Below are 22686 nucleotides of genomic sequence, written 5' to 3' on the forward strand. Positions count from 1 at the left end.
GAAAGACGTATTCCGGTAAATGGAAAAGATTAAGCAAACAGAAGAACACAATTTTAATTAAAAATCAAGAATATCACTTCAAATAAAATTGAACTTCAACTATACTTAATCATCACTCTTTTTACTAATTTTGAACCATGAAACAATCGATCAAATTCGGACTTATCGGAAAAAACATTTCCTATTCTTTTTCTAAAAAATTTTTCGAAAAGAAATTTCAAAAACTTTTTCTACCCCATTATTCGTACGATATCTTTGATTTGAATGATATCCAAGAAGTAAATACTCTTTTTCAAAACAAAGCGTTGCGTGGACTCAATGTGACGATTCCATTTAAAGAAAAAGTAATCCCTTACTTGGATATACTGAGTGAGGAAGCTGAAAAAATTGGTGCTGTAAATACCATTCTGCTTAAAGATGGTATTAAAAAGGGCTTCAATACTGATGCGATCGGTTTTGAGAAAACGCTTTTGATCCATAAAAAAGAACATCATCAAAACGCATTGATCTTAGGAAATGGTGGCGCGGCAAAAGCGGTACAATATGTTTTAGAGAAATATGGAATTGACTATAAAACCGTAAGTAGAAACGGAAAATTAAATTTCGAAAACCTGACCGAGGAATTGGTGAAGGAAAGTCCTCTGATCATTCAGTGCACGCCTGTTGGTACCTACCCGAATACGGAAGAATTTCTGAATTTTCCCTTTTCAGGACTTACGGATCAGCATTTGGTGATCGACTTAATTTATAATCCGGAATATACTGCTTTCCTAAAAAGATCGGCAGACGAAGGTGCGAAAACGGTGAACGGTTTTTATATGCTTGAACAGCAAGCAGAAAAAGCCTGGGAAATTTGGAACTTTCAAAAAAAATAAGTTAATTTAGTGCGCGGTTTATCATTAAAAGTAAACTGCTTACAAAATCTAATAAAACGACTGCTATGATGACAGAAGATTCACATTCTGAGAACCTAGAAAAGAAACCCCAGCAAGAAGAGGTTTTAAATAAAAACACTTCGGAAACTCAATCGGAAAATACGGATGATGCGCCCCAAGAAACGGGCAAAGAATCAGAAGTTCAAGAGCCAACAGAAGTGCCGGAAACTCAGGAAGATCCTGTAGAAGAAACACCAGCAGTCGAAGAAGCTCCTAAAGATGAGCGGTCAGATACCGGAATTTTAACCGATGAGACGGTGACTGAACAGGATGTCGTAGAAAATAATTTTACGGAAGAACAAAAATCAGAAACAGAAAAGGTAGAGGAAGCGTCAACCGAGACTTCTGCAGAATTAAAAGATACTGCATCAGAATCAAAGGATGAAAAAAAACCAGAGCCTCATCACGAAGAAGAATTGGAAAGTATTGAAAATTTATCTCTAGCTGAAGTCCTTGCTGAGATGGAAGTTATCGTAAATAAAAGCGATGCCGGATCACATTTCCGAAAATTCAATCAGTTAAAAGAGCGCGCCAATCATATGATTCATCAGGAAACTGAAAACCTTAAAAGCGAATTCGTAGCTGCAGGAAATCCGGAGGAACTATTCACGGCGCAACATTCTTCTCAAGCTAAACTTTCCGGATTACTGCATATTTATCGTGAAAAAAACGAGCAATATCACAAGAAGCAGGAAGAGCAGCAGCACCAAAATCTGGAACACCGCCAGGGAATTATTGAGAAATTAAAAAATCTTTATACCAATACAGAAGCCGGAACCAATCTTTTCAAAGCCATTCGCGAGATAAAAGAGGAATGGAAAAATGCAGGTCAGGTTGCCAAGTCAGAATTTAAGTTACTGAACAACAATTATTTCCATCATTTAAATCAGTTCTATCAGATGCTTGATATGAACAAAGAATACATGGAGCAGGAATATGCCCATAATCTGGAAAAAAGACAGCACATCATCGAGCGTGCAAAAGAACTTCAAACAGAACCTTCCGTACAGAAGGCTTTGAACGAATTACAGTATTTGCACAAACTTTGGAAAGAAGAGGCAGAACCTGTTGCTGAAGAATTCCGGGAAAAAACCTGGGATGAATTTAAAGATATTTCCAACAAAATCCATGACCGTAAATCTGAACTTACAGAGCAAATCGAGAAGGAACAGAACGAAAACCTGATCCGTAAAAACGAGATCATCGAAGAGATCAAAAAAATGGCGACTTCTGCAAAAGAAGCAAACCATAATTACTGGCAAAACTCCATTAAGAAAGTAGAACAACTTCGCACTGAATTTTTACGTTTAGGAAATGTGCCGAGAAAAGTTTCCAATCAAAACTGGAACGATTTTAAAGAGCACCTTCGAAACTTTAATATTACTAAAAACGAATTTTACAAAGGTTTAAAAAACTCCCAACAAACAAACCTTGAAGAAAAGCTTAAATTAATTGCCACTGCAAAAGATAATATGCTTTCTGAAGACTGGGAAATCACAGTTCCTTTGTTTAAGAAACTGCAGGAAGACTGGAAGAAAATTGGACATGTACCAAGAAGTATGACCAATAAAGTTTGGGATGATTTCCGCGAAGCCTGTAATACATTTTTCAATAATTACCGGGAGAAAAACAATGCAGCGAACGACAACTGGAAGGAAAATTACAAGCATAAAAAACAACTTCTGGAGGAGTTAAAGGAGATTGGTAATGAAGAAGGAAGTGTAGAAAAAATTGAGCAGATTAAAACGAGCTGGAATAATATTGGAAAAGTTCCACGTGAGAAAATCACCATTAATTCTGAATTCAATAAAACGTTACGCGAAAAACTGAAACTAAACAAAATTCACGAATACGATTTACGTGAAGAAGGTTTATCTGAAAATCAACTGACCGATAAAGCGCGCAAAATTAAAAATCAAATCGCAGATCTGGAAGCGGAAATTGTGAAGATGGAAAACAATCTTGGCTTCTTCAGCAACCCTTCCCGCGAAAATCCATTGCCAAAAGAAACTTACGATAAAATTGACGATAAAAAATCTCAGTTGGAATCGATGAAGCAAAGCTTACACAGTATTTTATCCGGAGAAAACCAGTAGAAAAATGACATTCAGAAAAATAACTGCCCTTGTTTTGATCAGCGCATTCTCCTTTGTTAAAGCACAGGAAAATGCCACCGATCTTTTATCAATTCCCGGCCCGATTGAATATGACGGCACAGAATTTTTTTTATCCTGGAGTAAACCTGTTTCTAAGACGCTCTTCCGTCAACAGTATTTACCGAGTGACGAGCGAATTGAAGACTTTACACAATTGCTCGACTTTTCTTTTTTTAATAAAGAAATAGAAATGGACTTGGCCGTTCGTCAAAAAGTGGAAGATATTCAGAAAATTGCAAAATCGGATAAATTTGCCAAAGTTAATGTGGCGGAAAGTCCGGATGGTAAAGAATATATAGTAGATTATTTTACCTCAGAAAGTCCAGAAAAGGGCGATAGTTTTGTAGAATATAATATCGACCGTTTCATTACCTTAGAAAAAGGAAACGCAAAAAGTTTTTTAATTTTATCCTATGCGAAAAGAATGTACGGCGATTTGAAATCGAGTGCAAAATCACTTGCACGACAAAGAGATCATTTAATGACAACCATGATTGAATATAAAGTTCCGGATATTAAAGTCGCAGATAATCAATAATTTAAAACCTTAAAATAGAACACTCGACAAATAGTTGGGTGTTTTTTTTAACAAAGATGAGTGACGAAATTTACATGCAGCGGTGTATTGAGCTGGCCAAAAAGGCTTTGGGAAAAACCTATCCGAATCCTTTGGTCGGAAGTGTTATTGTGCACGACGGCAAAATAATTGGGGAAGGATTTCATGAAAAATCCGGGCAACCTCATGCAGAAATCAACGCCATTAATTCAGTAAAGAATCCGGAATTAATAAAGGAATCTACGATTTATGTTTCGTTGGAGCCATGTGCTCACTTTGGAAAAACACCACCTTGTGCAAAGAAAATTGTAGAACTTGGCTTTAAAAAAGTAGTGATTGGAACTCTGGATTCTCATGAGAAGGTAAATGGTAAAGGAAAGCAAATCATTGAAGACGCAGGTATTGAAGTAATTTCGGGAGTTCTGGAAAAAGAATGCCAGGAATTAAATAAACGGTTTTTTACTTTTCATCAAAAACAAAGACCATACATCATCTTAAAATGGGCACAATCGGCTGATAGATTTTTGGATCAAGATTTTAAACCTACGCAAATAGGAAATCCTTTGACGAAACAGTTTGTACATGAATTACGCAGTCAAGAACATGCTATTTTGGTAGGAACAAGAACCGCTTTTAATGACAATCCAAGCTTAACAACGCGGGAAATTGTAGGTAGAAATCCTGTTCGGATTTTAATTGATTTTGATTTAAAAGTCCCGGCAGATTTTAATATATTAAATAACGAAGCTGAAACTATTGTCTTTAACAGTCACAAAGAAAGTGTGGAAGGAAATATCAAATATATTTTGCTGCCAAAAGAGAATTTTGTAAGTAATGTACTGCAGAAATTACATCAACTTCAGATTCAATCGGTCATCATTGAAGGTGGTGCTTTTACCCTGCAGCAGTTTATTGATCAAAACATTTGGGACGAAACAATGATCATCAAAAATGAAAACCTTCATTTAAAAAACGGAACAAAAGCGCCGGATTTTAATTTTGAAAAAACCGCAGAGAAATATTTGGACAATAACGGTATCGAATTTTATAAAAACATTTAAGATTGGAGTTTTCCTTTGACACCATACAATCTCCCGTAGAAAACGTTCTTTCAAAAGAGAAAGGAAGTAAATTCATAGGTTTTGCATTTCCCATTAATAATGAAAAAGAGCTGAAAGAAGCTTTAGGAAAGATTAGAGATGAACATCCGAAAGCCACGCACCATTGCTATGCTTTCCGACTCGGACTCTCCGGGGAAAATTACCGCGCAAACGATGATGGCGAACCTTCCGGTAGTGCTGGATTACCAATATACAATCAATTGCTTGCGCACCATCTGACCAATATTTTAGTTATTGTAGTTCGGTATTATGGCGGCACAAAACTCGGCGTTTCCGGTTTGGTAAAAGCCTACAAAGATTCTGCAAAATTAACACTGGACGAAAGCACGATCATTACCAAAGAACTGCAAATTGAGCTCGAAATCACTTTTGATTATAGCCAGCAAAATATAATCTTTACCTTATTAAATAAAAACGAGGCGAAAATCCTGGATTTTAAAACCGCGGAAAAATGTACCATTCTTTCTAAAATCAAATTAGCAGAAAAAGAAAACATCTCAGAACAGTTGTCTGAGATGCAAAATATATCGTTTGAATTTCTAGATTCTTAAATATAAGAAATCAATATTTAATTTTTTCTGGAGATATTAATCTCTTCTCCCCATCAGCATAGAAGCCCAATATAAGAGTTGTGCTAAAGAACCAAGTGCCGCAACTACATAAGTTCTCGCTGCCCAAGTTAAAGAATCTTTCACGCCAACGTATTCCTCTGCGGTTACTGTTCCTGTACTTTTCAACCATTTCATCGCTCTGTTACTGGCGTCGTATTCTACTGGTAAAGTAACAAAGGCAAAAAGTGTAGTCACTGCAAACATCGCAACACCAATCGCTAAAACGGTGGTATTTCCTCTTGGATTATCTATGGTTTGTGTGGCGGTCATCAAGAATATTCCTCCAATCAGGACAAACTGCATTAAGTTTGAGCTTATATTTACTATTGGAACCAACTTAGAACGAAGTTTCAACATTGAATAACCAACAGCATGCTGCACAGCGTGTCCACATTCGTGCGCGGCAACAGCAGCTGCAGCGGCATTTCTCTGCATATACACACCTTCTGACAAATTAACTGTTTTTTCGGCAGGATTATAATGGTCAGTCAATTGTCCGGGCACAGAAATCACTTTTACATCATTTATACCGTTGTCATGCAACATTTTTTCTGCTATTTCTTTTCCCGACAGCCCATTACGTAAATGGACTTGAGAATAATAGGCAAATTTCGATTTTAATCGGGATGAAACCAGCCAGCTCACCAACATCGAAACCCCTATAATTAAATAATACCCTGTCATTTTTACTACTTTTTTAATTTATTAATGATCGACTAATTATAATAAAAAGCGTGCCAAAGTTTTTATTTCAGAGCGAATCAATTATCTTTGTTTTCCCAAATTATTTAGAATGTCTGATATTAAGATTAAGGAAGTAAAAACCGACGGTGAATTGATGGATTTCATCAAATTTCCGATGAATCTGTATGCCCATAATGACAACTATGTTCCCCCACTTATAAAAGAGGAAAAAAACGTCTGGAATCCGGCAGAAAATGCAGCGTTGGATTTTTCTGATTTTAAAAGATATCTTGCCTATAAAAACAACAAAGTGGTGGGTCGAATTGCGGTACTCATCAATCATAAAGAGGTTAAAGAATTAGGAGCTGAAAAAGTACGTTTTGGGTGGCTGGATTTTATTGATGATTTCGAAGTCTCAAAAGCCCTCATTAATAAAGCCATTGAATTTGCGGTGGAGAAAAAGATGAAGATGATTGAAGGTCCAATGGGTTTTACAAACTTGGATAAATCCGGTATGCTCACCATGGGATTCGATAAATTGGCGACGATGATCGGATTGTATAATTTTGAATATTATCCTCAACATTTAGAAAAACTAGGTCTTGTTAAAGAAAAAGAATGGGTAGAATATGAAATGGATTTCCCAACTGTTCTTTCAGAAAAGCTAAATAAATTCAGTTCTTTAATTGCTGAAAAATACAAACTGAAGGTATTGCACTTTAAGAATAAAAAGGAACTTATTCCGCTCATAGAGCCCATGTTTAATTTGCTGGATCAAACCTACAACACCCTTTCCACCTACACACCCATCTCTGATGATCAAATAAAAACATACAAGGAAAAGTACTTCCCTTTTATCGATAAAAATTATGTCATTTGTGTGGAGGATGAAAATCACCAGTTGATTGCTTTTGCTGTTACCATGCCATCTTATTCCAGAGCACTGCAAAAGGCGAAAGGTAAATTGTTTCCTTTCGGCTGGTGGCATTTTTTACAGGCCGGTAAAAAGAATGACCGCGCAAATTTCTATCTGATTGGTATTCATCCGGAATATCAAAGGCGTGGGGTGACCGCAATTATTTTTAAGGAAATATTTATCCGTTTTAATAAAATGGGAATTAAATTCGCTGAAACCAATCCCGAACTGGAAGAGAATAAAAGCGTGCAGGCGTTGTGGCATGATTACAATCCAACGAATCATAAGCGCCGCAGGACCTATTCAATGAAAATTAACAGCGAAAACCCAGATGCATAATGAAGAAGCAACTCTATTTCTATATTGCAATGATTGTCGCATTTATTGTGTATAATCAGTTTTTTCAAGTTCAGGATGAGCAGATGAATGCGATCATCAATATTTTATTTGCCAGTTTTCTGTTTTTATATATTGGCTATATTGCATACCTGGTTTTAAAAAAGCTAAAAGACACCGGTAAGAAATAGTTGTTTTTAATAATTCTAAATTAAACAAATAGATTCTTTGAATAACATTTCACGGATTGAAATTTCACACTTACATCTTATTTCATTAAATTTGCAGGATTAAGAAAATTACGTTTACATGAATGTTCCCGAAAATTATATTCCGATTATTATTCAGATCGCGGTTGCTGCTGGATTCGTTTTACTCTCCATTTTAGGAACTCATTTTTTAGGTCCGAGACAAAGAGCCTCTTCGACCAAGAAAAATGAGAGTTTTGAGTGTGGTGTTGAAGTAGAAGGAAATGCCAGAAATCCTTTCTCGGTAAAGTATTTTCTTACCGCTATTTTATTTGTATTATTCGATATTGAAATCGTATTCTTTTATCCTTACGCGGTGAACATCCGGGAGTTTGGTGTAGAAGGATTTTTTGCGGTATTGACCTTTATCTCTGTGTTCTTCATTGCTTTCTTTTATGTTTGGAAGCGTGGCGCACTCGATTGGGACAAGTAAAAAACCAATGCAGATTATTAATAATTAAAGAAAAAACAAAATGTCAGATAATAAACCAGTAATCAGAATGGATGCGGAAGCACCAGATGGTTTTGAAGGAGAAGGTTTTTTTGCCACAAAACTGAGCAGTGTAATCGGGATGGCCCGAAAATTTTCGCTTTGGCCCTTACCTTTCGCAACTTCTTGTTGTGGAATTGAATTTATGGCGACCCTAAATCCAACCTTTGATGCCTCCCGTTTTGGAATGGAAAAAAACTCATTTTCCCCAAGACAGGCAGATATGCTTATGGTTTGCGGAACCATTTCTAAGAAATTAGGACCAGTTCTAAAACAAGTTTACACCCAGATGGCTGAGCCAAAATGGGTCATCGCCGTAGGAGCTTGTGCTTCCAGTGGCGGAATTTTTGACAGCTACTCCGTTTTACAGGGAATCGACCGTATTATTCCTGTTGATGTTTACGTTCCCGGTTGCCCGCCAAGACCGGAACAGATTATTGAAGGAGTGATGCAGGTTCAGGCACTTTGTGAGAGCGAAAGCATTCGCAGAAGAGACATGCCGGAATATCAACAGTTATTAGCCTCTTACGATATAAAATAATGGAGATGACGAACGAATTTGTATTAGAAGCCATTACAAGAGAATTTCCGGAATCTGTTATTTCCCACGATACGCCTTATGATTTTTTAACTTTAGAAATTAAGAAATCCGATATTAAAAAAGTCATTCACCATTTACGGGATTCCTCTTTACAGATCAATTTTCTGACGGATATCTGTGGTATTCATTATCCAGAAACTCCGGAAAAAGAATTGGGCGTGATTTATCATTTGCATAATATGATGACGAATTTTAGAATTCGTTTAAAAGTATTTATGCCGCGGGAAAATGCAGAAGTAGATTCTATGGTTGACCTTTACGCTGGTGCGAACTGGATGGAAAGAGAAACGTATGATTTCTACGGTATCAAATTTAAAGGACATCCGGATTTACGGGTTATTTTAAATATGGAAGATATTGGCTATCATCCGATGTTGAAGGAATATCGACTTGAAGATGGAACCAGAATGGACAAAGACGATAAAATGTTCGGACGATAAATATAAAAGATGACTGGTAATTGATCCAAAAATCATTTATCCACCATCAATTATCAATTATAATTATGAAAGACAACGCACTCTCAAATATATTGAACCAATACGATTCTAAGGAGCATATTGACGGACAGTTATATACCCTGAATCTTGGTCCTACGCACCCTGCCACTCACGGGATTTTTCAGAATGTTCTTACGATGGACGGGGAAAGGATTGTACATGCAGAGCAAACGGTGGGTTACATTCACCGCGCTTTTGAAAAGATTTCTGAACGCAGAAATTTAACGCAGATCACTACCCTTACCGACCGTATGAACTATTGTTCTTCCCCGATCAATAATCTCGGATGGCACATGACGGTTGAAAAACTCATAGGATGCAAAGTTCCAAAACGCGTACATTATATGCGCGTCATCATGATGGAACTGGCAAGAATTACCGACCACATGATTTGCAATGGGGTAACTGCAATGGATGCCGGTGCGATTACAGGATTAACTTATCTTTTCCGAGAAAGAGAGAAAGTATATGAAATGTATGAAGAGATTTGTGGCGCCAGACTTACAACCAATATGGGAAGAATTGGAGGTTTCGAAAGAGATTTCAGTCCCAAATTTCATGAACTTTTATCCGGTTGGTTAAAAACCTTCCCAAGAATTTGGGGAGAATTTTGTTCTTTAAATGAAAGAAACAGAATTTTTATGGACCGAACCATTAACGCAGGTCCAATCTCTGCCGAAAGAGCTTTAAGTTATGGATTTACAGGTCCAAACTTAAGAGCAACAGGCGTCGACTATGATGTTCGCGTTGCGACTCCCTACTCTTCGTATGAGGATTTTGATTTTATCATTCCGGTAGGAAGCTCAGGAGATACTTATGACCGGTTTATGGTTCGTCAGCAGGAGGTTTGGGAAAGTTTGAAAATAATAGAACAGGCATATAAAAATTTACCGGAAGGAAATTTTCATGCCGATGTACCTGACTTTTATCTGCCGGAAAAAGCAGATGTCTACACTAAAATGGAAGCGTTGATCTATCACTTTAAAATCGTGATGGGCGAAACCGATATTCCGAAAGGAGAAGTATATCATGCGGTAGAAGGTGGAAACGGAGAATTAGGATTCTATTTGGTAAGTGATGGCGGCCGTAGCCCTTACAGATTACACTTTAGAAGACCTTGTTTTATATATTATCAGGCGTATCCTGAAATAATTAAAGGTGCTTTAATTTCAGATGCTATTTTAACGCTTTGTAGTTTAAATGTGATTGCAGGAGAATTAGACGCGTAAGACATTATATATGATGAATTTTAGATTATGAAAAATAAAAAATTAACTTCTCTGAACGGGATAATTTTAATGATTGTATTTTCATTGTTTTCTGTTTATCGAAGTTTAAATTCAGGAAATAACTGGAAAATCATAGCAGCATTTTCTGCGTTATTTATTTTCGCGTCAATGTATTTTTTACTGTACAAGGAAATTAAAAGACAAAAAATAAACTAAATAGTATAAATTAAGTTTTAGTCATTCATAATCTAAAATTTAAAATTTAAAATTATAACGAAGTGAGCGAAACGATTGCTTTTACACCTGAAACATTAGCTCAGGTTCATAAAATTACCGCCCGGTATCCTCAGGAAAGAAAAAAATCAGCGCTGATTCCGGTGCTGCATTTAGCGCAAAAAGAATTTGGAGGTTGGTTACAGGTTCCTGTAATGGACTATGTTGCAGAACTGCTGGAGATTAAACCAATCGAGGTTTATGAAGTAGCTACATTCTACAGTATGTTCAACATGAAGCCTGTAGGGAAATTTGTTTTGGAAGTTTGCCAAACCGGTCCGTGTATGCTCAAAGGAAGTGATGATATTATTCAGCACATCAAAGAAACTTTAAACATCAACGTGGGGGAAACCACTGCCGATGGATTGTTTACCTTGAAAACGGTAGAATGTCTGGGAGCTTGCGGTTACTCACCTATGATGCAGCTGGGGAAATTTTATCATGAACATTTAACTAAAGACAAAGTAGACGAAATCCTGGATCTTTGCAGACAAGGAACGCTTGCTATAGACTAATTATAAAGAACAATGAGTAAAAAACTTTTACTTAAAGACGCCCATATAGAAGGAATCAGAACCTACGACGTTTACCGCAAACAAGGCGGTTATGCGTCTGTAGAAAAAGCCCTGAAAATGTCGCCGGAAGAAATCACAGAAGAGGTAAAAACTTCTGGATTAAGAGGCCGTGGAGGTGCTGGATTTCCTACCGGAATGAAGTGGAGTTTCGTGGCAAAACCTGAAGGCGTACCAAGATATTTGGTCGTTAACGCTGATGAGTCTGAACCCGGAACTTTCAAAGACCGGTATTTGATGGAATTTATTCCCCATCTCTTAATCGAAGGAATGATCGTTTCTTCTTTTGCCTTAGGTGCAAATACAGGATACATTTATATTCGTGGTGAATATGCCTGGATTCCGGAGATCTTAGAACAAGCCATCGACGAAGCAAAAGCGGCAGGCTTTTTAGGAAAAAATATTTTAGGAACCGGTTTCGATTTAGAGATTTACGTGCACCGTGGTGCCGGAGCTTATATTTGTGGTGAAGAAACTGCCTTACTAGAATCGTTGGAAGGAAAAAGAGGAAATCCTCGTTTAAAACCACCATTCCCTGCTGTGAAAGGACTTTGGGAATCACCAACCGTTGTAAATAATGTTGAAACTATTGCAGCCGTTGTTCCCGTAATTAACTTGGGTGGCGCTGAATATGCGAAAATTGGAGTTGGTCGTTCAACAGGTACGAAACTGATTTCTGCTTGTGGAAACATCAACAAACCAGGAGTTTACGAAATCGACATGACCATTACCGTTGAAGAATTTATTTATTCTGATGAATACTGTGGTGGAATTCCGAATGGTAAAAGATTGAAAGCCTGTATTCCGGGTGGAAGTTCTGTGCCGATTGTACCTGCTAATTTATTACTAAGAACCATCAACGGAGAACCGCGTTATATGAATTATGAATCATTGGCTGATGGTGGTTTTGCGACCGGAACCATGATGGGATCAGGTGGATTTATTGTTTTAGATGAAGATCAGTCCGTGGTAAAACACACCATGACTTTGGCTCATTTCTACGCACACGAAAGTTGCGGGCAATGTACACCTTGTCGTGAGGGAACTCCGTGGATGTATAAGATTTTGAAAAAAATATACAGTGGTCAGGGAACAATGGCCGATATCGATTTACTTTGGGATGTTCAAAGAAAAATTGAAGGAAATACCATCTGTCCATTAGGTGACGCTGCTGCTTGGCCGGTTGCCGCTGCGATCCGTCATTTCCGTGATGAATTTGAGTGGTACATTGACAATCCGGAAGCTACAAGAAGCACCTATGGTTTAGCACATTATGCTGATCCTATTCCGTTGGCTGCAAAAGCGGAATAAAAAAAACAGTCACGAAGGATGACGCATTTATAGAACGGGATTTAACGTTCTACTAGATTAAATTAAGAAAAGGATAATTTCCTCGGAAGTCAATGAAAAAGATAAGCGTTTTATTAACATTTTTAATAGGAATTGGTTTTGCAACCGCACAGGAAGTAAATACCAAACCTGAACCTTTAACAAAAAAAGGTCAAATGTTAATTTTTTGGGGTTGGAATCGTGCTATGTTTAGTAATTCTGACATCCATTTTAAAGGCCAGGGATATGATTTTGTACTTCATAAAGTAGTTGCTCACGACAGACCATCAGATTTTTCGTACCACAATTACTTTCAGCCGGATCGTATTACAATTCCGCAAACCAATCAGCGATTTGCGTATTTTGTAAAAGATAATGTGGCATTTGTAATCGGGGTTGATCATATGAAATATGTGATGGATCAGGATCAAACAGTGAAATTTTCGGGTAAGATTACCGATCCAACTTACGTTGCTATGGTGCAGAACGGACAGATTGATTTATCGGATTCAGAATTTTTAACTTTTGAACATACCGATGGATTAAACTATATTAACTTTGGTTTAGAAAAGTATAAGAATATTTATAACAGAGATAAATTTGATATTGTTTGGAGTTACGGCGCCGGCTTAGGACCTATGTTTCCGAAAAGCAATGTTAAATTATTTGGTAACGAAAGAAGTGACCGGTTTCATGTAGCTGGTATTGGATTAGACGGTAGAACGAGTTTGAATTTTGTTTTTTGGAAACATATTGTTGCCAGGATCGAAGCCAAAGGCGGGTACATTAATATGTTCGATATTAAAACGACCTTAAACAATAAACCTGACAAAGCATTGCAGGATTTTGCTTTCGGCCAGTTTAATTTTGGGATTGGATATACCTTTAATACAAGAAAAAATAATTAAAAGCCAAATGCTTAAGGCGTGAAGCTTAAAGCGATATAATATGAGCGAAGAAATAAAAAAATTTAAGATAACCATCGACGGACAAACGACTGAAGTTTTGCCCGGCACTTCTATTTTGGAAGCGGCAAGACAAATCGGTGGCAAATCTGTTCCGCCTGCAATGTGTTATTATAAACCGCTTGAAACAAGTGGTGGACGATGCAGAACATGTTTGGTAGAAGTTTCTAAAGGTTCAGATGCTGATACCCGACCGATGCCAAAATTAGTAGCCAGCTGTAGAACCAGTGTGATGGATGGTATGGAGGTAAAAAACCTCCATTCCGAAAAAACACAGGAAGCCAGACATGCAGTAACAGAATTTTTGTTGATCAATCACCCACTCGATTGCCCAATTTGTGATCAGGCCGGTGAATGCCATTTACAGGATCTAAGTTACGAACATGGCGTTGAAAATACGAGAACTGAATTTGAAAGACGTACTTTCGAACCGGAAGATATCGGTCCTAATATTAAATTAAATATGAACCGTTGCATCTTGTGTGCAAGATGTGTTTTGGTAGCGAATCAGTTAACAGAAAACAGAGAACACGGTATTTTGTTCCGCGGAGAACATGCCGAAATTTCTACCAATTTAAATAAAGCCTTAGAAAGCGACTTCATCGGAAACGTGATCGACGTTTGTCCTGTAGGTGCTCTAACAGACAGAACCGCAAGATTTGCTAGCCGGGTTTGGTTTACGAAACCTATGAATGGAACTTGCGAATGTTCTAAATGCGCCGGAAAAGCCGTTGTTTGGATGAAAGGAGATGAAGTAATTCGTGTCACTGCGAGAAAAGATCAGTACGACGAAGTTCAGGATTGGATCTGCGACGATTGCAGATTCCACAAAAAAGATTTAAAATTTTGGAATATCGAAGGACCTCGCCATATCGACAGACACTCGGTCATTTCTTTGAATCACTACGAAAAACCTAAAAACATGATTAATCTTTTGGACAATCCAGATGCAAAAGAAATCAGTGAAAAAGACGAAATATAACTATGGAGTTACTTACTTTTAAAATCATATTGGTTGTCAGCCTTTTTGCTTTATCATTAGGTGTAGCAGCTTACTCCACTTGGGGTGAGCGTAAAGTGGCAGCTCTTCTTCAAGACAGAATTGGTCCGAACAGAGCAGGTCCTTTCGGGATTTTACAACCCTTGGCTGATGGGGGAAAACTCTTCTTCAAAGAAGGTTTTGTTCCCCAGGGTGCAGATAAATTTCTGTTCTACATCGGTCCCGCACTGACCATGTTTATTTCCTTAATTACCGGTGCGGTTATTCCTTGGGGGAAAACCCTGAACATTGGTGGTAATTCTTTTGATATTCAGGTTGCCAATATTGATGTTGGCGTTCTCTATCTTGTAGGAATGGTCTCCATCGGAGTTTACGGAATGATGATCGGTGGTTGGGCTTCCAACAATAAATACTCTTTGATTGGAGCAATCCGTGCATCTTCTCAAATGATCTCTTACGAATTGGCAATGGGTCTTTCCCTTCTTTCCATTATTTTAATGGCGGGAAGTTTAGATCTTCACTACATCACTTCGTCTCAGGGAACCGGAAAGATCTGGGGTTTTATTCCTGCTGATGGAATGAACTGGAATATTTTTTATCAACCTTTAGCCTTTATCATATTTTTTGTGGCTGCAATGGCAGAAACGAACCGTCACCCTTTTGATTTACCGGAGTGTGAATCTGAGTTGGTTAATGGTTATATGACCGAGTATTCCTCCATGAACTTCGGACAGTACATGTTTGGAGAATATGTAAACATGTTTATTTCTAACGCTTTAATAGCAACCTTGTTTTTTGGTGGATTTAATTATCCCGGAATTAACTGGGTTTCAGAAAACTGGGGCGAAAATGTTGCCGGTATTTTAAGTATTTTGGCAATGTTAGGAAAAACAGTGATTGGAATTTTAATCTTTATGTGGATCCGTTGGACGATCCCGAGATTTAGATATGACCAGTTAATGCATTTGGGCTGGAAAAAATTAATTCCACTCGCATTGATTAATTTAGTAATTACTGCGGCAGTGATCGTATTCTTTGCCAATTAAATTTAAATAGAAAAGTTTTAATGCTTTATTTAAAGTAGAGCTTAAACCCATCAATATGAAACTGACAAACAGATCAAAAGTAGTCTCTAATAAAGAGATGACTTTTATGGAAAAATTATATCTTCCGGAGATTTTCAAAGGAATGGCCATCACATTGAGGCATGCGATCGAAGGACCGAAAGGAAAAGTATACGCTTATCCAGAAGTTAAAAAACCGATTGCTAAAGTTTGGCGTGGTCAACACGTGTTAAAACTCGATGAAGAAGGTCGTGAACGTTGTACCGCGTGTGGACTTTGTGCAGTGGCATGTCCGGCAGAAGCAATTACGATGACTTCAGCGGAGCGTACAACAGAAGAGAAACATCTTTATCGTGAAGAAAAATACGCATCGGTTTACGAAATCAATATGTTGCGTTGTATTTTCTGCGGAATGTGTGAGGAAGCTTGTCCAAAATCAGCCATTTATATGACCGACCGTTTGGTAGATGTTCAGACCAATCGTGGCAGTTTCATTTATGGTAAAGATAAATTGGTGGAGAAAATTAATGAAAGAATCGACATCACCGCGCGTCAAAGTGAATTACAAAAAAAAGCAGTAAAATAGTATGGAACAAATCATATTTTTCTTTGTAGCAGCTTTGGCACTCGTTAGTGGATTTTATTTTGTCTTCGCGAAAAATGCGATGTACGCCATTCTGTCTCTAATTATTACTTTCTTCTCGATTGCAGGATTATACATATTGCTGAATGCGCAATTTTTAGGAATTGTTCAAATCATTGTATATGCAGGTGCGATTATGGTCTTGTTCCTCTACATTTTAATGATGTTAAATCTGAACAAAGAAGATGAAAGTGCGAAAAAGAATCTTCCAAAATTTATCGGTGTGTTTACATCGGGATTATTGTTGGTGGGGATTTTAGGAGCTTTTAAAGGTTTAAACCACAAAACATATGCAGTTGATGTAGATTCAACGGTGGGATTAACAAAGAATCTTGGTAAATTATTATTTAACGAATATGTTTTACCTTTTGAATTGGCCTCGATCCTTATTCTTGCAGGAATTGTAGGTGCGGTATTAATTGGTAAAAAAGATTTATAGAATTATGGGAGAAGCAAATTCATTTATACAGGCAGTGCCGCTGGAATATTTTATTATTCTGAGCTCTGTTTTGTTTAGTTTGGGTGTTTTGGGGGTTTTGATCCGCAAGAATGCCATTATTATTTTAGGATGTGTAGAGTTAATGTTGAATTCTGTAAATCTTATGCTGGCAGCGTTTTCTTCTTATAAAGGAGACGGGAACGGGCAAATTCTGGTATTTTTCATCATGGTGGTTGCCGCAGCAGAAGTTGCCGTAGGTTTAGCAATTATTGCCATGTTATACCGAAACACAAAGTCAGTAGACATCAGTATTTTTAATAAATTAAGAGGTTAATAAAGGATGGAAAATTTAGTTTACGCAATTATACTTTTACCTCTTGCAGGATTTCTGATCAACGGATTATTCGGGAAAAAGCTTCCGAAGATGGTGGTTGGGACTTTGGCAACTGTAGTCGTATTTGCTTCATTTATCATTGCTTTGACTTTATTCTTAAAGTTTAACGCAGACTCTCAACCCGTTGTGGTTCGAGCATTTGAATGGTTCAGAGTGAATGGGATCCAGATTAATTTCGGCTTTCAGATCGACCAACTTTCCCTAATGATGATTATGATTATTACAGGAATCGGGTCGTTAATTCATTTATATTCTATTGGATATATGCATGAAGACGAAGGTTTTTATAAATTCTTCGCTTATCTGAATCTATTTATTTTCATGATGTTGCTTTTGGTTATGGGAAGCAATTATCTAATTCTTTTTATTGGCTGGGAAGGTGTTGGATTATGTTCCTATCTGCTTATCGGATTCTGGTACAAAAACAAAGAATACGGCGCAGCAGCAAGAAAAGCTTTTATCATGAACCGTATTGGTGACTTGGGAATGATCATTGGTATTCTGATGATCGCTTATCAAACCAATGCCATCGACTATCTTTCAGTAGCACAAAACTCCGCAAAATTCGAATTGGATTCGACCATCATCATCTTTATTACAGCAAGTTTATTTATTGGAGCAGTTGGTAAATCGGCGCAGGTTCCATTATTTACCTGGCTTCCTGATGCGATGGCTGGACCGACTCCGGTTTCCGCATTAATTCACGCTGCGACCATGGTAACTGCGGGTATTTATTTGGTAGTTCGTTCAAACTTTTTATTCTCTTTGGCACCAACAACGTTGGAAGGAATTCTCTTTATCGGCTTGCTAACTGCTTTGGTTGCTGCCTTTATTGGTCTTCGCCAAAATGATATTAAAAAAGTGTTGGCCTACTCTACTGTTTCTCAGTTAGGATTTATGTTTGTAGCAGTTGGCGTTGGAGCTTACACAACTGCGATGTTCCACTTGATGACGCATGCATTCTTCAAAGCCTTGTTATTCTTAGGATCAGGGTCTGTAATTCATGCGATGAGCGGCGAACAGGATATGAGATTAATGGGTGGTTTAAAGAAAAAAATTCCAATTACCCATATCACCTTTTTGATTGGAACCTTGGCAATTTCAGGATTTCCCTTCCTTTCAGGGATGATCTCTAAAGATGAAATTCTAACCAGTGCGTTCGGAAAAAATCCATTTATCTGGCTAGTTTTATTTGCAATTGCAGCCATGACGGCAATTTATATGTTTAGAGCGTATTATTTAACCTTTCACGGTGAGTTCCGAGGAACGAAAGAACAGGAAAATCACCTTCACGAAAGTCCTTTAAATATGACTTTACCACTTATGGTTTTAGCCGTCCTGTCGATTGTTGGAGGATTTATTAATCTGCCTCATTTTATTGGACATGGCGAATACGCCAAACTGGGCGACTGGTTAAAAACAATTTATGTTTACGATCTTGAATCGGCTGAAGTGCCTTTGGCTACAGAAATGATCTTGCTTGGCTTAACGGTTCTGATGTTCTTTGTAGTATGGTTTATGGTGAAGAGAATTTACGTGGACAAGAAAAAAATGGCCTTACCGGAAGAAAATTATACCGGTTGGGAAAGACTTTCTAACAGAAAATTATATATCGATGAATTGAACAACGCTACGTTTGTAAAGTTTATTGAGGGTCTTGGCGTTGGCGGCAATATGTTTGACAAAGGCGTTCTTAAAAGATTTGTAGACTATATCGGTACTGGTGCTGAAGACTCCGGTCGTGCAGCAAAACGACTTCAAAACGGAAATGTAGAGAATTATGTTCTCATCATGTCTTTGGCCATAGGAATTATTTTAATTGTTAACTTTATATTACAATAGTAAATGTCATATCTATTATTAACATTACTACTATTACCTCTTGTAGGTTCAGGATTGGTGTTCGCGTGGAAGAATCCCGCAAGTAAATATCTAGCATTGGGAGTTGCATTTGCACAAATGTTCCTTACCTTTTATATGCTTTCGAATTTCGATTTTAAACCTACTGTTGATGGGGTTTTGCAGTACGAGATCAATTATCCGTGGTCCAATTATATCAAGAGTAATCTGCATTTTGGGATTGATGGGATGAGTATGTTGATGTTGTTATTAACCAACATTTTAACACCGCTTATCATTCTTTCATCTTTCAATGAAAAACCGGGGTACCGAAATACCTTCTACGGATTGATTCTTTTGATGCAATTTGGTTTAGTTGGTGTTTTCACTTCTTTAGATGGTTTGTTATTCTACATCTTCTGGGAAGTTACCTTAATCCCGATCTGGTTAATCGCGGGAATCTGGGGACAGGAAAATAAAAAAATTCAGTTTACTACACGGTTCTTTGTATACACGTTTGTTGGCTCTCTGTTCATGTTGATCGGACTCATTTTCGTTTATACCCATTCAGCCTCATTTGCACTGACTGATTTATACAATGCTGATCTGAATCTTTCAGAACAAACCGTTATATTTTGGTTTATCTTCTTTGCTTTTGCAGTAAAGTTACCGATATTCCCTTTCCATACTTGGCAGCCGGACACTTATACCTATTCACCAACACAAGGCTCTATGCTACTTTCGGGGATTATGCTGAAGATGGCGGTTTATGGATTGTTAAGATATCTATTACCCATAACTCCGGCTCCGATTTTGGGAATTTCCGGACAGATTGTATTGGTTTTAGCAATTATAGGAATTGTACATGGCGCGCTGATCGCTATAATTCAAAATGATTCAAAACGACTCATCGCTTACTCCTCGTTATCTCACGTAGGTTTAATGACTGCGGGAATTATGGCTTCTGCAATTTTAACCGTGAAAGGAACTTTAATGATTGAAGGTGCAGAAGGTGCGTTAGTTCAAGCTTTTGCGCACGGGATTAATGTTGTTGGATTATTTTACTGTGCTGATATTCTTTACAAAAGATTCAAAACACGCGATATTCGCCAAATGGGTGGTCTAGCGAAAGTAGCTCCTAAATTTGCTGTTTTATTTATGGTGATTTTATTAGGATCCATCGCACTTCCCTTAACCAATGGTTTCGTGGGAGAATTTATACTCATCAAATCAATCTTCGACTATAGTGTTCTTGCCGCAGTAATCGCCGGACTAACGATGATCTTCTCTTCCGTTTATCTTTTCAGATTTTATGGAAAAGCGATGTTCGGGCCAGGCGATGAACGAGTGTTAGAAAGTTCCGGAGATTTATCAGGAGTTGAATTCTCAGTCCTAGCAAGCTTAGCAGTTTTCGTGATCATACTGGGAATTTTCCCTCAGCCTATGATTGAAATGGTAAGCAGTTCACTGAAGTTTATTTTCACTTCAATGATGAATTAAGAAAAATTAATAATTAAGAAATAAAGAGATCGAGATCCGGTGAAAACTAAATCTCAAATCTATAAATCTCAAATATATATTCAATGAGCGTTTTAATAATTATATTCCTTACCGCAGTTGCTGCTCTGTTTGCAGGAGTTTTCGAACAGGGAAAATTTTCCAGATATATCGGTATTCTGGGATTGATGATTGCTTTCTATGTCAGTTTCTTACCGGAACTTTCATTCTTTAGTCAATATCAACACATGTATGAATTTGGAGCCAACGCAGCCTTATTCACCAGAATCGCCATTGTAACAACGGTGCTCCTCTTCTTTATCGCTGGATTTGCTTTTAGTAATCACCGAAATCACCAGTCAGAATTATATGCCTTAATGTTATTCTCTCTTTCTGGAGGCGTGGTTTTATTTGGATTCCAAAACTTGGTTACTTTGTTTTTAGGAATCGAAATCCTTTCTATTCCATTATATGTTTTAGCAGGAAGTAACAAAACCGATTTACGTTCGAATGAAGCTTCAATAAAGTATTTCCTGATGGGAGCATTCGCTACAGGATTTCTATTATTCGGAGTTGCCTTAATCTACGGAAGCAGCGGAAGTTTTGATTTGTATAAGATCCACGAATTTGCAGTGAATGATCCGAAGAACTTAATGTTCAATTTGGGAGCAGTTTTAATGTTAGTTGCTTTAGCCTTTAAAGTCTCTTTAGCGCCGTTCCACATGTGGAGTCCGGATGTGTATCAAGGTTCACCTTCACTCATCACGGCATTTATGATGTCGGTTGTGAAGATTTCAGCTTTCTTCGCTTTCTTCAAATTAATGACTATTGGCTTCATCGGAATTACCGGAGAATGGATTAATATCATTGGTGTACTAATTATCATCACTTTATTCCTGGCGAATGTAATGGGTCTTGCTCAAAGCAACGCAAAAAGAATGTTGGCCTATTCTTCCGTTTCTCACGTTGGATATTTATCCTTAATTTTTTACGGAATGAACAGTCTGTCAAGTTATAATTTGGCTTTCTATTTATTCGCGTATTCATTAGCCACAGTTGGTGTAATGATGTGTTTGATCTGGGTAGAAAAACTGAAAAGAGAAACTTCCTACAATGCCTTTAAAGGTTTAGCTCACACCGAACCAATCTTGGCAGTGACAGCTACAGTGTCATTATTATCAATGGCTGGGATTCCGTTAACTGCAGGTTTCATGGGGAAATTTGCGATCTTCGCCCAGGCGATTGACAAATCACCCTTCTTGGTTTTAGTCGCTGTTTTAGGATCAGCAATCTCAATTGCCTATTACTTACGATTAATTATGGCGATGTTTTTCCCTAAAGAAAGCAGTTTCAAAACTTCAGAAAAAGTTTCTTTAACTTACAATATCGTTTCGGTCTTCATTATCTTAGCTTTAGTCGCAATGGGTGTTTTCCCCGATTTGTTTGCGAAACAGTTTGGATTGTAGTTAACTTTTTTAAATATATTAAAAACGCATTTCTTTCGATTTGCGTTTTTTTATAAATAAGATTTAATCATTTGATTAATTCATTTGTTTAAATCAAAAAATTAATGTTAACTTTACTTAAGAATTTAAAACATGAATACCGAAGAACTTTCAACAGAAGATAAAATCCTGATCGCTGCCTCCAAAGTTTTTACTGAAAAAGGATTCTCAGGAACGCGAACACGTGACATTGCAGAGGAAGCCGGAATTAATTTGGCTCTTCTCAATTACTATTTTCGAACCAAAGAAAAACTGTTCGAACAAGTAATGAAAGTGAAAATCGTTTTACTATTTGGACAAATCATTCCCATCGTGACAAATGAGAAAACGTCTTTAGATGAAAAAATAGATTTAGCAAGTGCAAAGTATTTTGACATTTTAACCAAGAATCCAAACCTTCCGATTTTTGTTTTAAGTGAAATTCAGAAGAAAACCTCGGATGTGAAATCAATTCTTCCTTTTGAAAAAGTATTGAATAATTCCTATTTAATGAAACAAATTAAAGAAAGAAAGCCCGACGTTAATCCTTTTCACTTTTTGTTGAATTTTCTAAGCATGACGGTTTTTCCCTTTTTAGGAAAACCCATTCTTCAATCATTCGATTTAATGAATGATGATGAATTTCAAAAATTTGTAGAAGAAAGAAAAACCATGGTTCCAATGTGGATCAAGATGATGCTAAACTCTTAGCGAGCATTGCTAAGTGAAATCGAAGATTCGACGAAGTCAAACGCCTTTGCGTTCGTAATTAGTTTCATAATAATTAAAGAATCTTACGCCCTT

General features: G+C 37.3%; 24 protein-coding genes. 23 read left to right on the plus strand and 1 reads right to left on the minus strand.

What is annotated here, in order from left to right:
* Positions 1-137: 137 nt before the first annotated feature.
* The 5 genes from EIB73_RS04905 to EIB73_RS04925 all read left to right on the plus strand — a co-directional run bounded on the left by EIB73_RS04905 (position 138) and on the right by EIB73_RS04925 (position 5319).
* Positions 138-875: a shikimate dehydrogenase family protein gene (locus tag EIB73_RS04905; RefSeq protein WP_125023190.1), complete on the plus strand. Its 738-nt coding sequence runs from the start codon at positions 138-140 to the stop codon at positions 873-875.
* A 65-nt stretch (positions 876-940) separates the two neighbouring features.
* On the plus strand, positions 941-3031 hold the full coding sequence (locus tag EIB73_RS04910) for a DUF349 domain-containing protein (RefSeq protein ID WP_125023192.1): 2091 nt from the start codon (positions 941-943) through the stop codon (positions 3029-3031).
* A 4-nt stretch (positions 3032-3035) separates the two neighbouring features.
* Positions 3036-3629 carry a hypothetical protein gene (locus EIB73_RS04915; protein ID WP_125023194.1) on the plus strand — a complete coding sequence of 198 codons (594 nt, stop codon included), beginning with the start codon at positions 3036-3038 and terminating at the stop codon, positions 3627-3629.
* A gap of 56 nt (positions 3630-3685) precedes the next feature.
* Positions 3686-4708 (plus strand): bifunctional diaminohydroxyphosphoribosylaminopyrimidine deaminase/5-amino-6-(5-phosphoribosylamino)uracil reductase RibD, encoded by a 1023-nt coding sequence (gene ribD, locus EIB73_RS04920; RefSeq protein ID WP_125023196.1) that lies wholly within the window; start codon positions 3686-3688, stop codon positions 4706-4708.
* A 2-nt stretch (positions 4709-4710) separates the two neighbouring features.
* A complete protein-coding gene (locus EIB73_RS04925) occupies positions 4711-5319 on the plus strand; it encodes an IMPACT family protein (protein ID WP_125023198.1) in 609 nt (202 codons plus the stop codon).
* 36 nt (positions 5320-5355) lie between these two features.
* Here the strand turns inward: EIB73_RS04925 and EIB73_RS04930 are convergent, their stop codons facing one another.
* Positions 5356-6063 (minus strand): zinc metallopeptidase, encoded by a 708-nt coding sequence (locus EIB73_RS04930; protein ID WP_125023200.1) that lies wholly within the window; start codon positions 6061-6063, stop codon positions 5356-5358.
* Positions 6064-6172: 109 nt separating this feature from the next.
* Between EIB73_RS04930 and EIB73_RS04935 the strand changes: the two genes are divergently transcribed.
* The 18 genes from EIB73_RS04935 to EIB73_RS05020 all read left to right on the plus strand — a co-directional run bounded on the left by EIB73_RS04935 (position 6173) and on the right by EIB73_RS05020 (position 22593).
* Positions 6173-7318: a GTP cyclohydrolase gene (locus tag EIB73_RS04935; RefSeq protein ID WP_125023202.1), complete on the plus strand. Its 1146-nt coding sequence runs from the start codon at positions 6173-6175 to the stop codon at positions 7316-7318.
* On the plus strand, positions 7318-7506 hold the full coding sequence (locus EIB73_RS04940) for a hypothetical protein (protein ID WP_125023204.1): 189 nt from the start codon (positions 7318-7320) through the stop codon (positions 7504-7506). The genes EIB73_RS04935 and EIB73_RS04940 overlap by 1 nt, the downstream gene beginning before the upstream one ends.
* Before the next feature lie 118 nt (positions 7507-7624).
* The gene (locus EIB73_RS04945; protein WP_125023206.1) at positions 7625-7996 is read left to right on the plus strand and encodes an NADH-quinone oxidoreductase subunit A; all 372 of its coding nucleotides are present in this window, start codon (positions 7625-7627) and stop codon (positions 7994-7996) included.
* Between the two features lie 40 nt (positions 7997-8036).
* The gene (locus tag EIB73_RS04950) at positions 8037-8594 is read left to right on the plus strand and encodes an NADH-quinone oxidoreductase subunit B (RefSeq protein ID WP_125023208.1); all 558 of its coding nucleotides are present in this window, start codon (positions 8037-8039) and stop codon (positions 8592-8594) included.
* Positions 8595-8599: 5 nt separating this feature from the next.
* Complete coding sequence (locus EIB73_RS04955) at positions 8600-9094, plus strand: NADH-quinone oxidoreductase subunit C (RefSeq protein WP_125023210.1); 495 nt, start codon at positions 8600-8602, stop codon at positions 9092-9094.
* Positions 9095-9159: 65 nt separating this feature from the next.
* Complete coding sequence (locus EIB73_RS04960) at positions 9160-10383, plus strand: NADH-quinone oxidoreductase subunit D (RefSeq protein WP_125023211.1); 1224 nt, start codon at positions 9160-9162, stop codon at positions 10381-10383.
* 278 nt (positions 10384-10661) lie between these two features.
* On the plus strand, positions 10662-11171 hold the full coding sequence (locus EIB73_RS04965; protein WP_125023213.1) for an NADH-quinone oxidoreductase subunit NuoE family protein: 510 nt from the start codon (positions 10662-10664) through the stop codon (positions 11169-11171).
* A gap of 12 nt (positions 11172-11183) precedes the next feature.
* Positions 11184-12539, plus strand: a complete 1356-nt coding sequence (gene nuoF, locus EIB73_RS04970; RefSeq protein WP_125023215.1) for an NADH-quinone oxidoreductase subunit NuoF — start codon at positions 11184-11186, stop codon at positions 12537-12539.
* 92 nt (positions 12540-12631) lie between these two features.
* The gene (locus EIB73_RS04975; protein WP_125023217.1) at positions 12632-13465 is read left to right on the plus strand and encodes a hypothetical protein; all 834 of its coding nucleotides are present in this window, start codon (positions 12632-12634) and stop codon (positions 13463-13465) included.
* Between the two features lie 40 nt (positions 13466-13505).
* Positions 13506-14504: a 2Fe-2S iron-sulfur cluster-binding protein gene (locus EIB73_RS04980; RefSeq protein WP_125023219.1), complete on the plus strand. Its 999-nt coding sequence runs from the start codon at positions 13506-13508 to the stop codon at positions 14502-14504.
* Positions 14505-14506: 2 nt separating this feature from the next.
* The gene (gene nuoH, locus EIB73_RS04985; protein WP_125023221.1) at positions 14507-15568 is read left to right on the plus strand and encodes an NADH-quinone oxidoreductase subunit NuoH; all 1062 of its coding nucleotides are present in this window, start codon (positions 14507-14509) and stop codon (positions 15566-15568) included.
* Positions 15569-15623: 55 nt separating this feature from the next.
* Positions 15624-16172: a NuoI/complex I 23 kDa subunit family protein gene (locus EIB73_RS04990; RefSeq protein WP_125023223.1), complete on the plus strand. Its 549-nt coding sequence runs from the start codon at positions 15624-15626 to the stop codon at positions 16170-16172.
* 1 nt (position 16173) lies between these two features.
* Positions 16174-16668 (plus strand): NADH-quinone oxidoreductase subunit J family protein, encoded by a 495-nt coding sequence (locus tag EIB73_RS04995; RefSeq protein WP_125023225.1) that lies wholly within the window; start codon positions 16174-16176, stop codon positions 16666-16668.
* Between the two features lie 4 nt (positions 16669-16672).
* Positions 16673-17002 carry an NADH-quinone oxidoreductase subunit NuoK gene (nuoK, locus tag EIB73_RS05000; protein WP_125023227.1) on the plus strand — a complete coding sequence of 110 codons (330 nt, stop codon included), beginning with the start codon at positions 16673-16675 and terminating at the stop codon, positions 17000-17002.
* A gap of 6 nt (positions 17003-17008) precedes the next feature.
* A complete protein-coding gene (gene nuoL, locus EIB73_RS05005; RefSeq protein ID WP_125023229.1) occupies positions 17009-18904 on the plus strand; it encodes an NADH-quinone oxidoreductase subunit L in 1896 nt (631 codons plus the stop codon).
* Between the two features lie 3 nt (positions 18905-18907).
* Complete coding sequence (locus tag EIB73_RS05010; protein WP_125023231.1) at positions 18908-20401, plus strand: complex I subunit 4 family protein; 1494 nt, start codon at positions 18908-18910, stop codon at positions 20399-20401.
* 83 nt (positions 20402-20484) lie between these two features.
* On the plus strand, positions 20485-21864 hold the full coding sequence (locus EIB73_RS05015) for an NADH-quinone oxidoreductase subunit N (protein WP_125023233.1): 1380 nt from the start codon (positions 20485-20487) through the stop codon (positions 21862-21864).
* 132 nt (positions 21865-21996) lie between these two features.
* Positions 21997-22593, plus strand: coding sequence for a TetR/AcrR family transcriptional regulator (locus EIB73_RS05020; RefSeq protein WP_125023235.1), 597 nt, complete (start codon positions 21997-21999; stop codon positions 22591-22593).
* The last annotated feature ends 93 nt before the right edge of the window (positions 22594-22686 follow it).

This window comes from Kaistella carnis, assembly GCF_003860585.1.
Taxonomy (GTDB): Bacteria; Bacteroidota; Bacteroidia; order Flavobacteriales; family Weeksellaceae; genus Kaistella; species Kaistella carnis.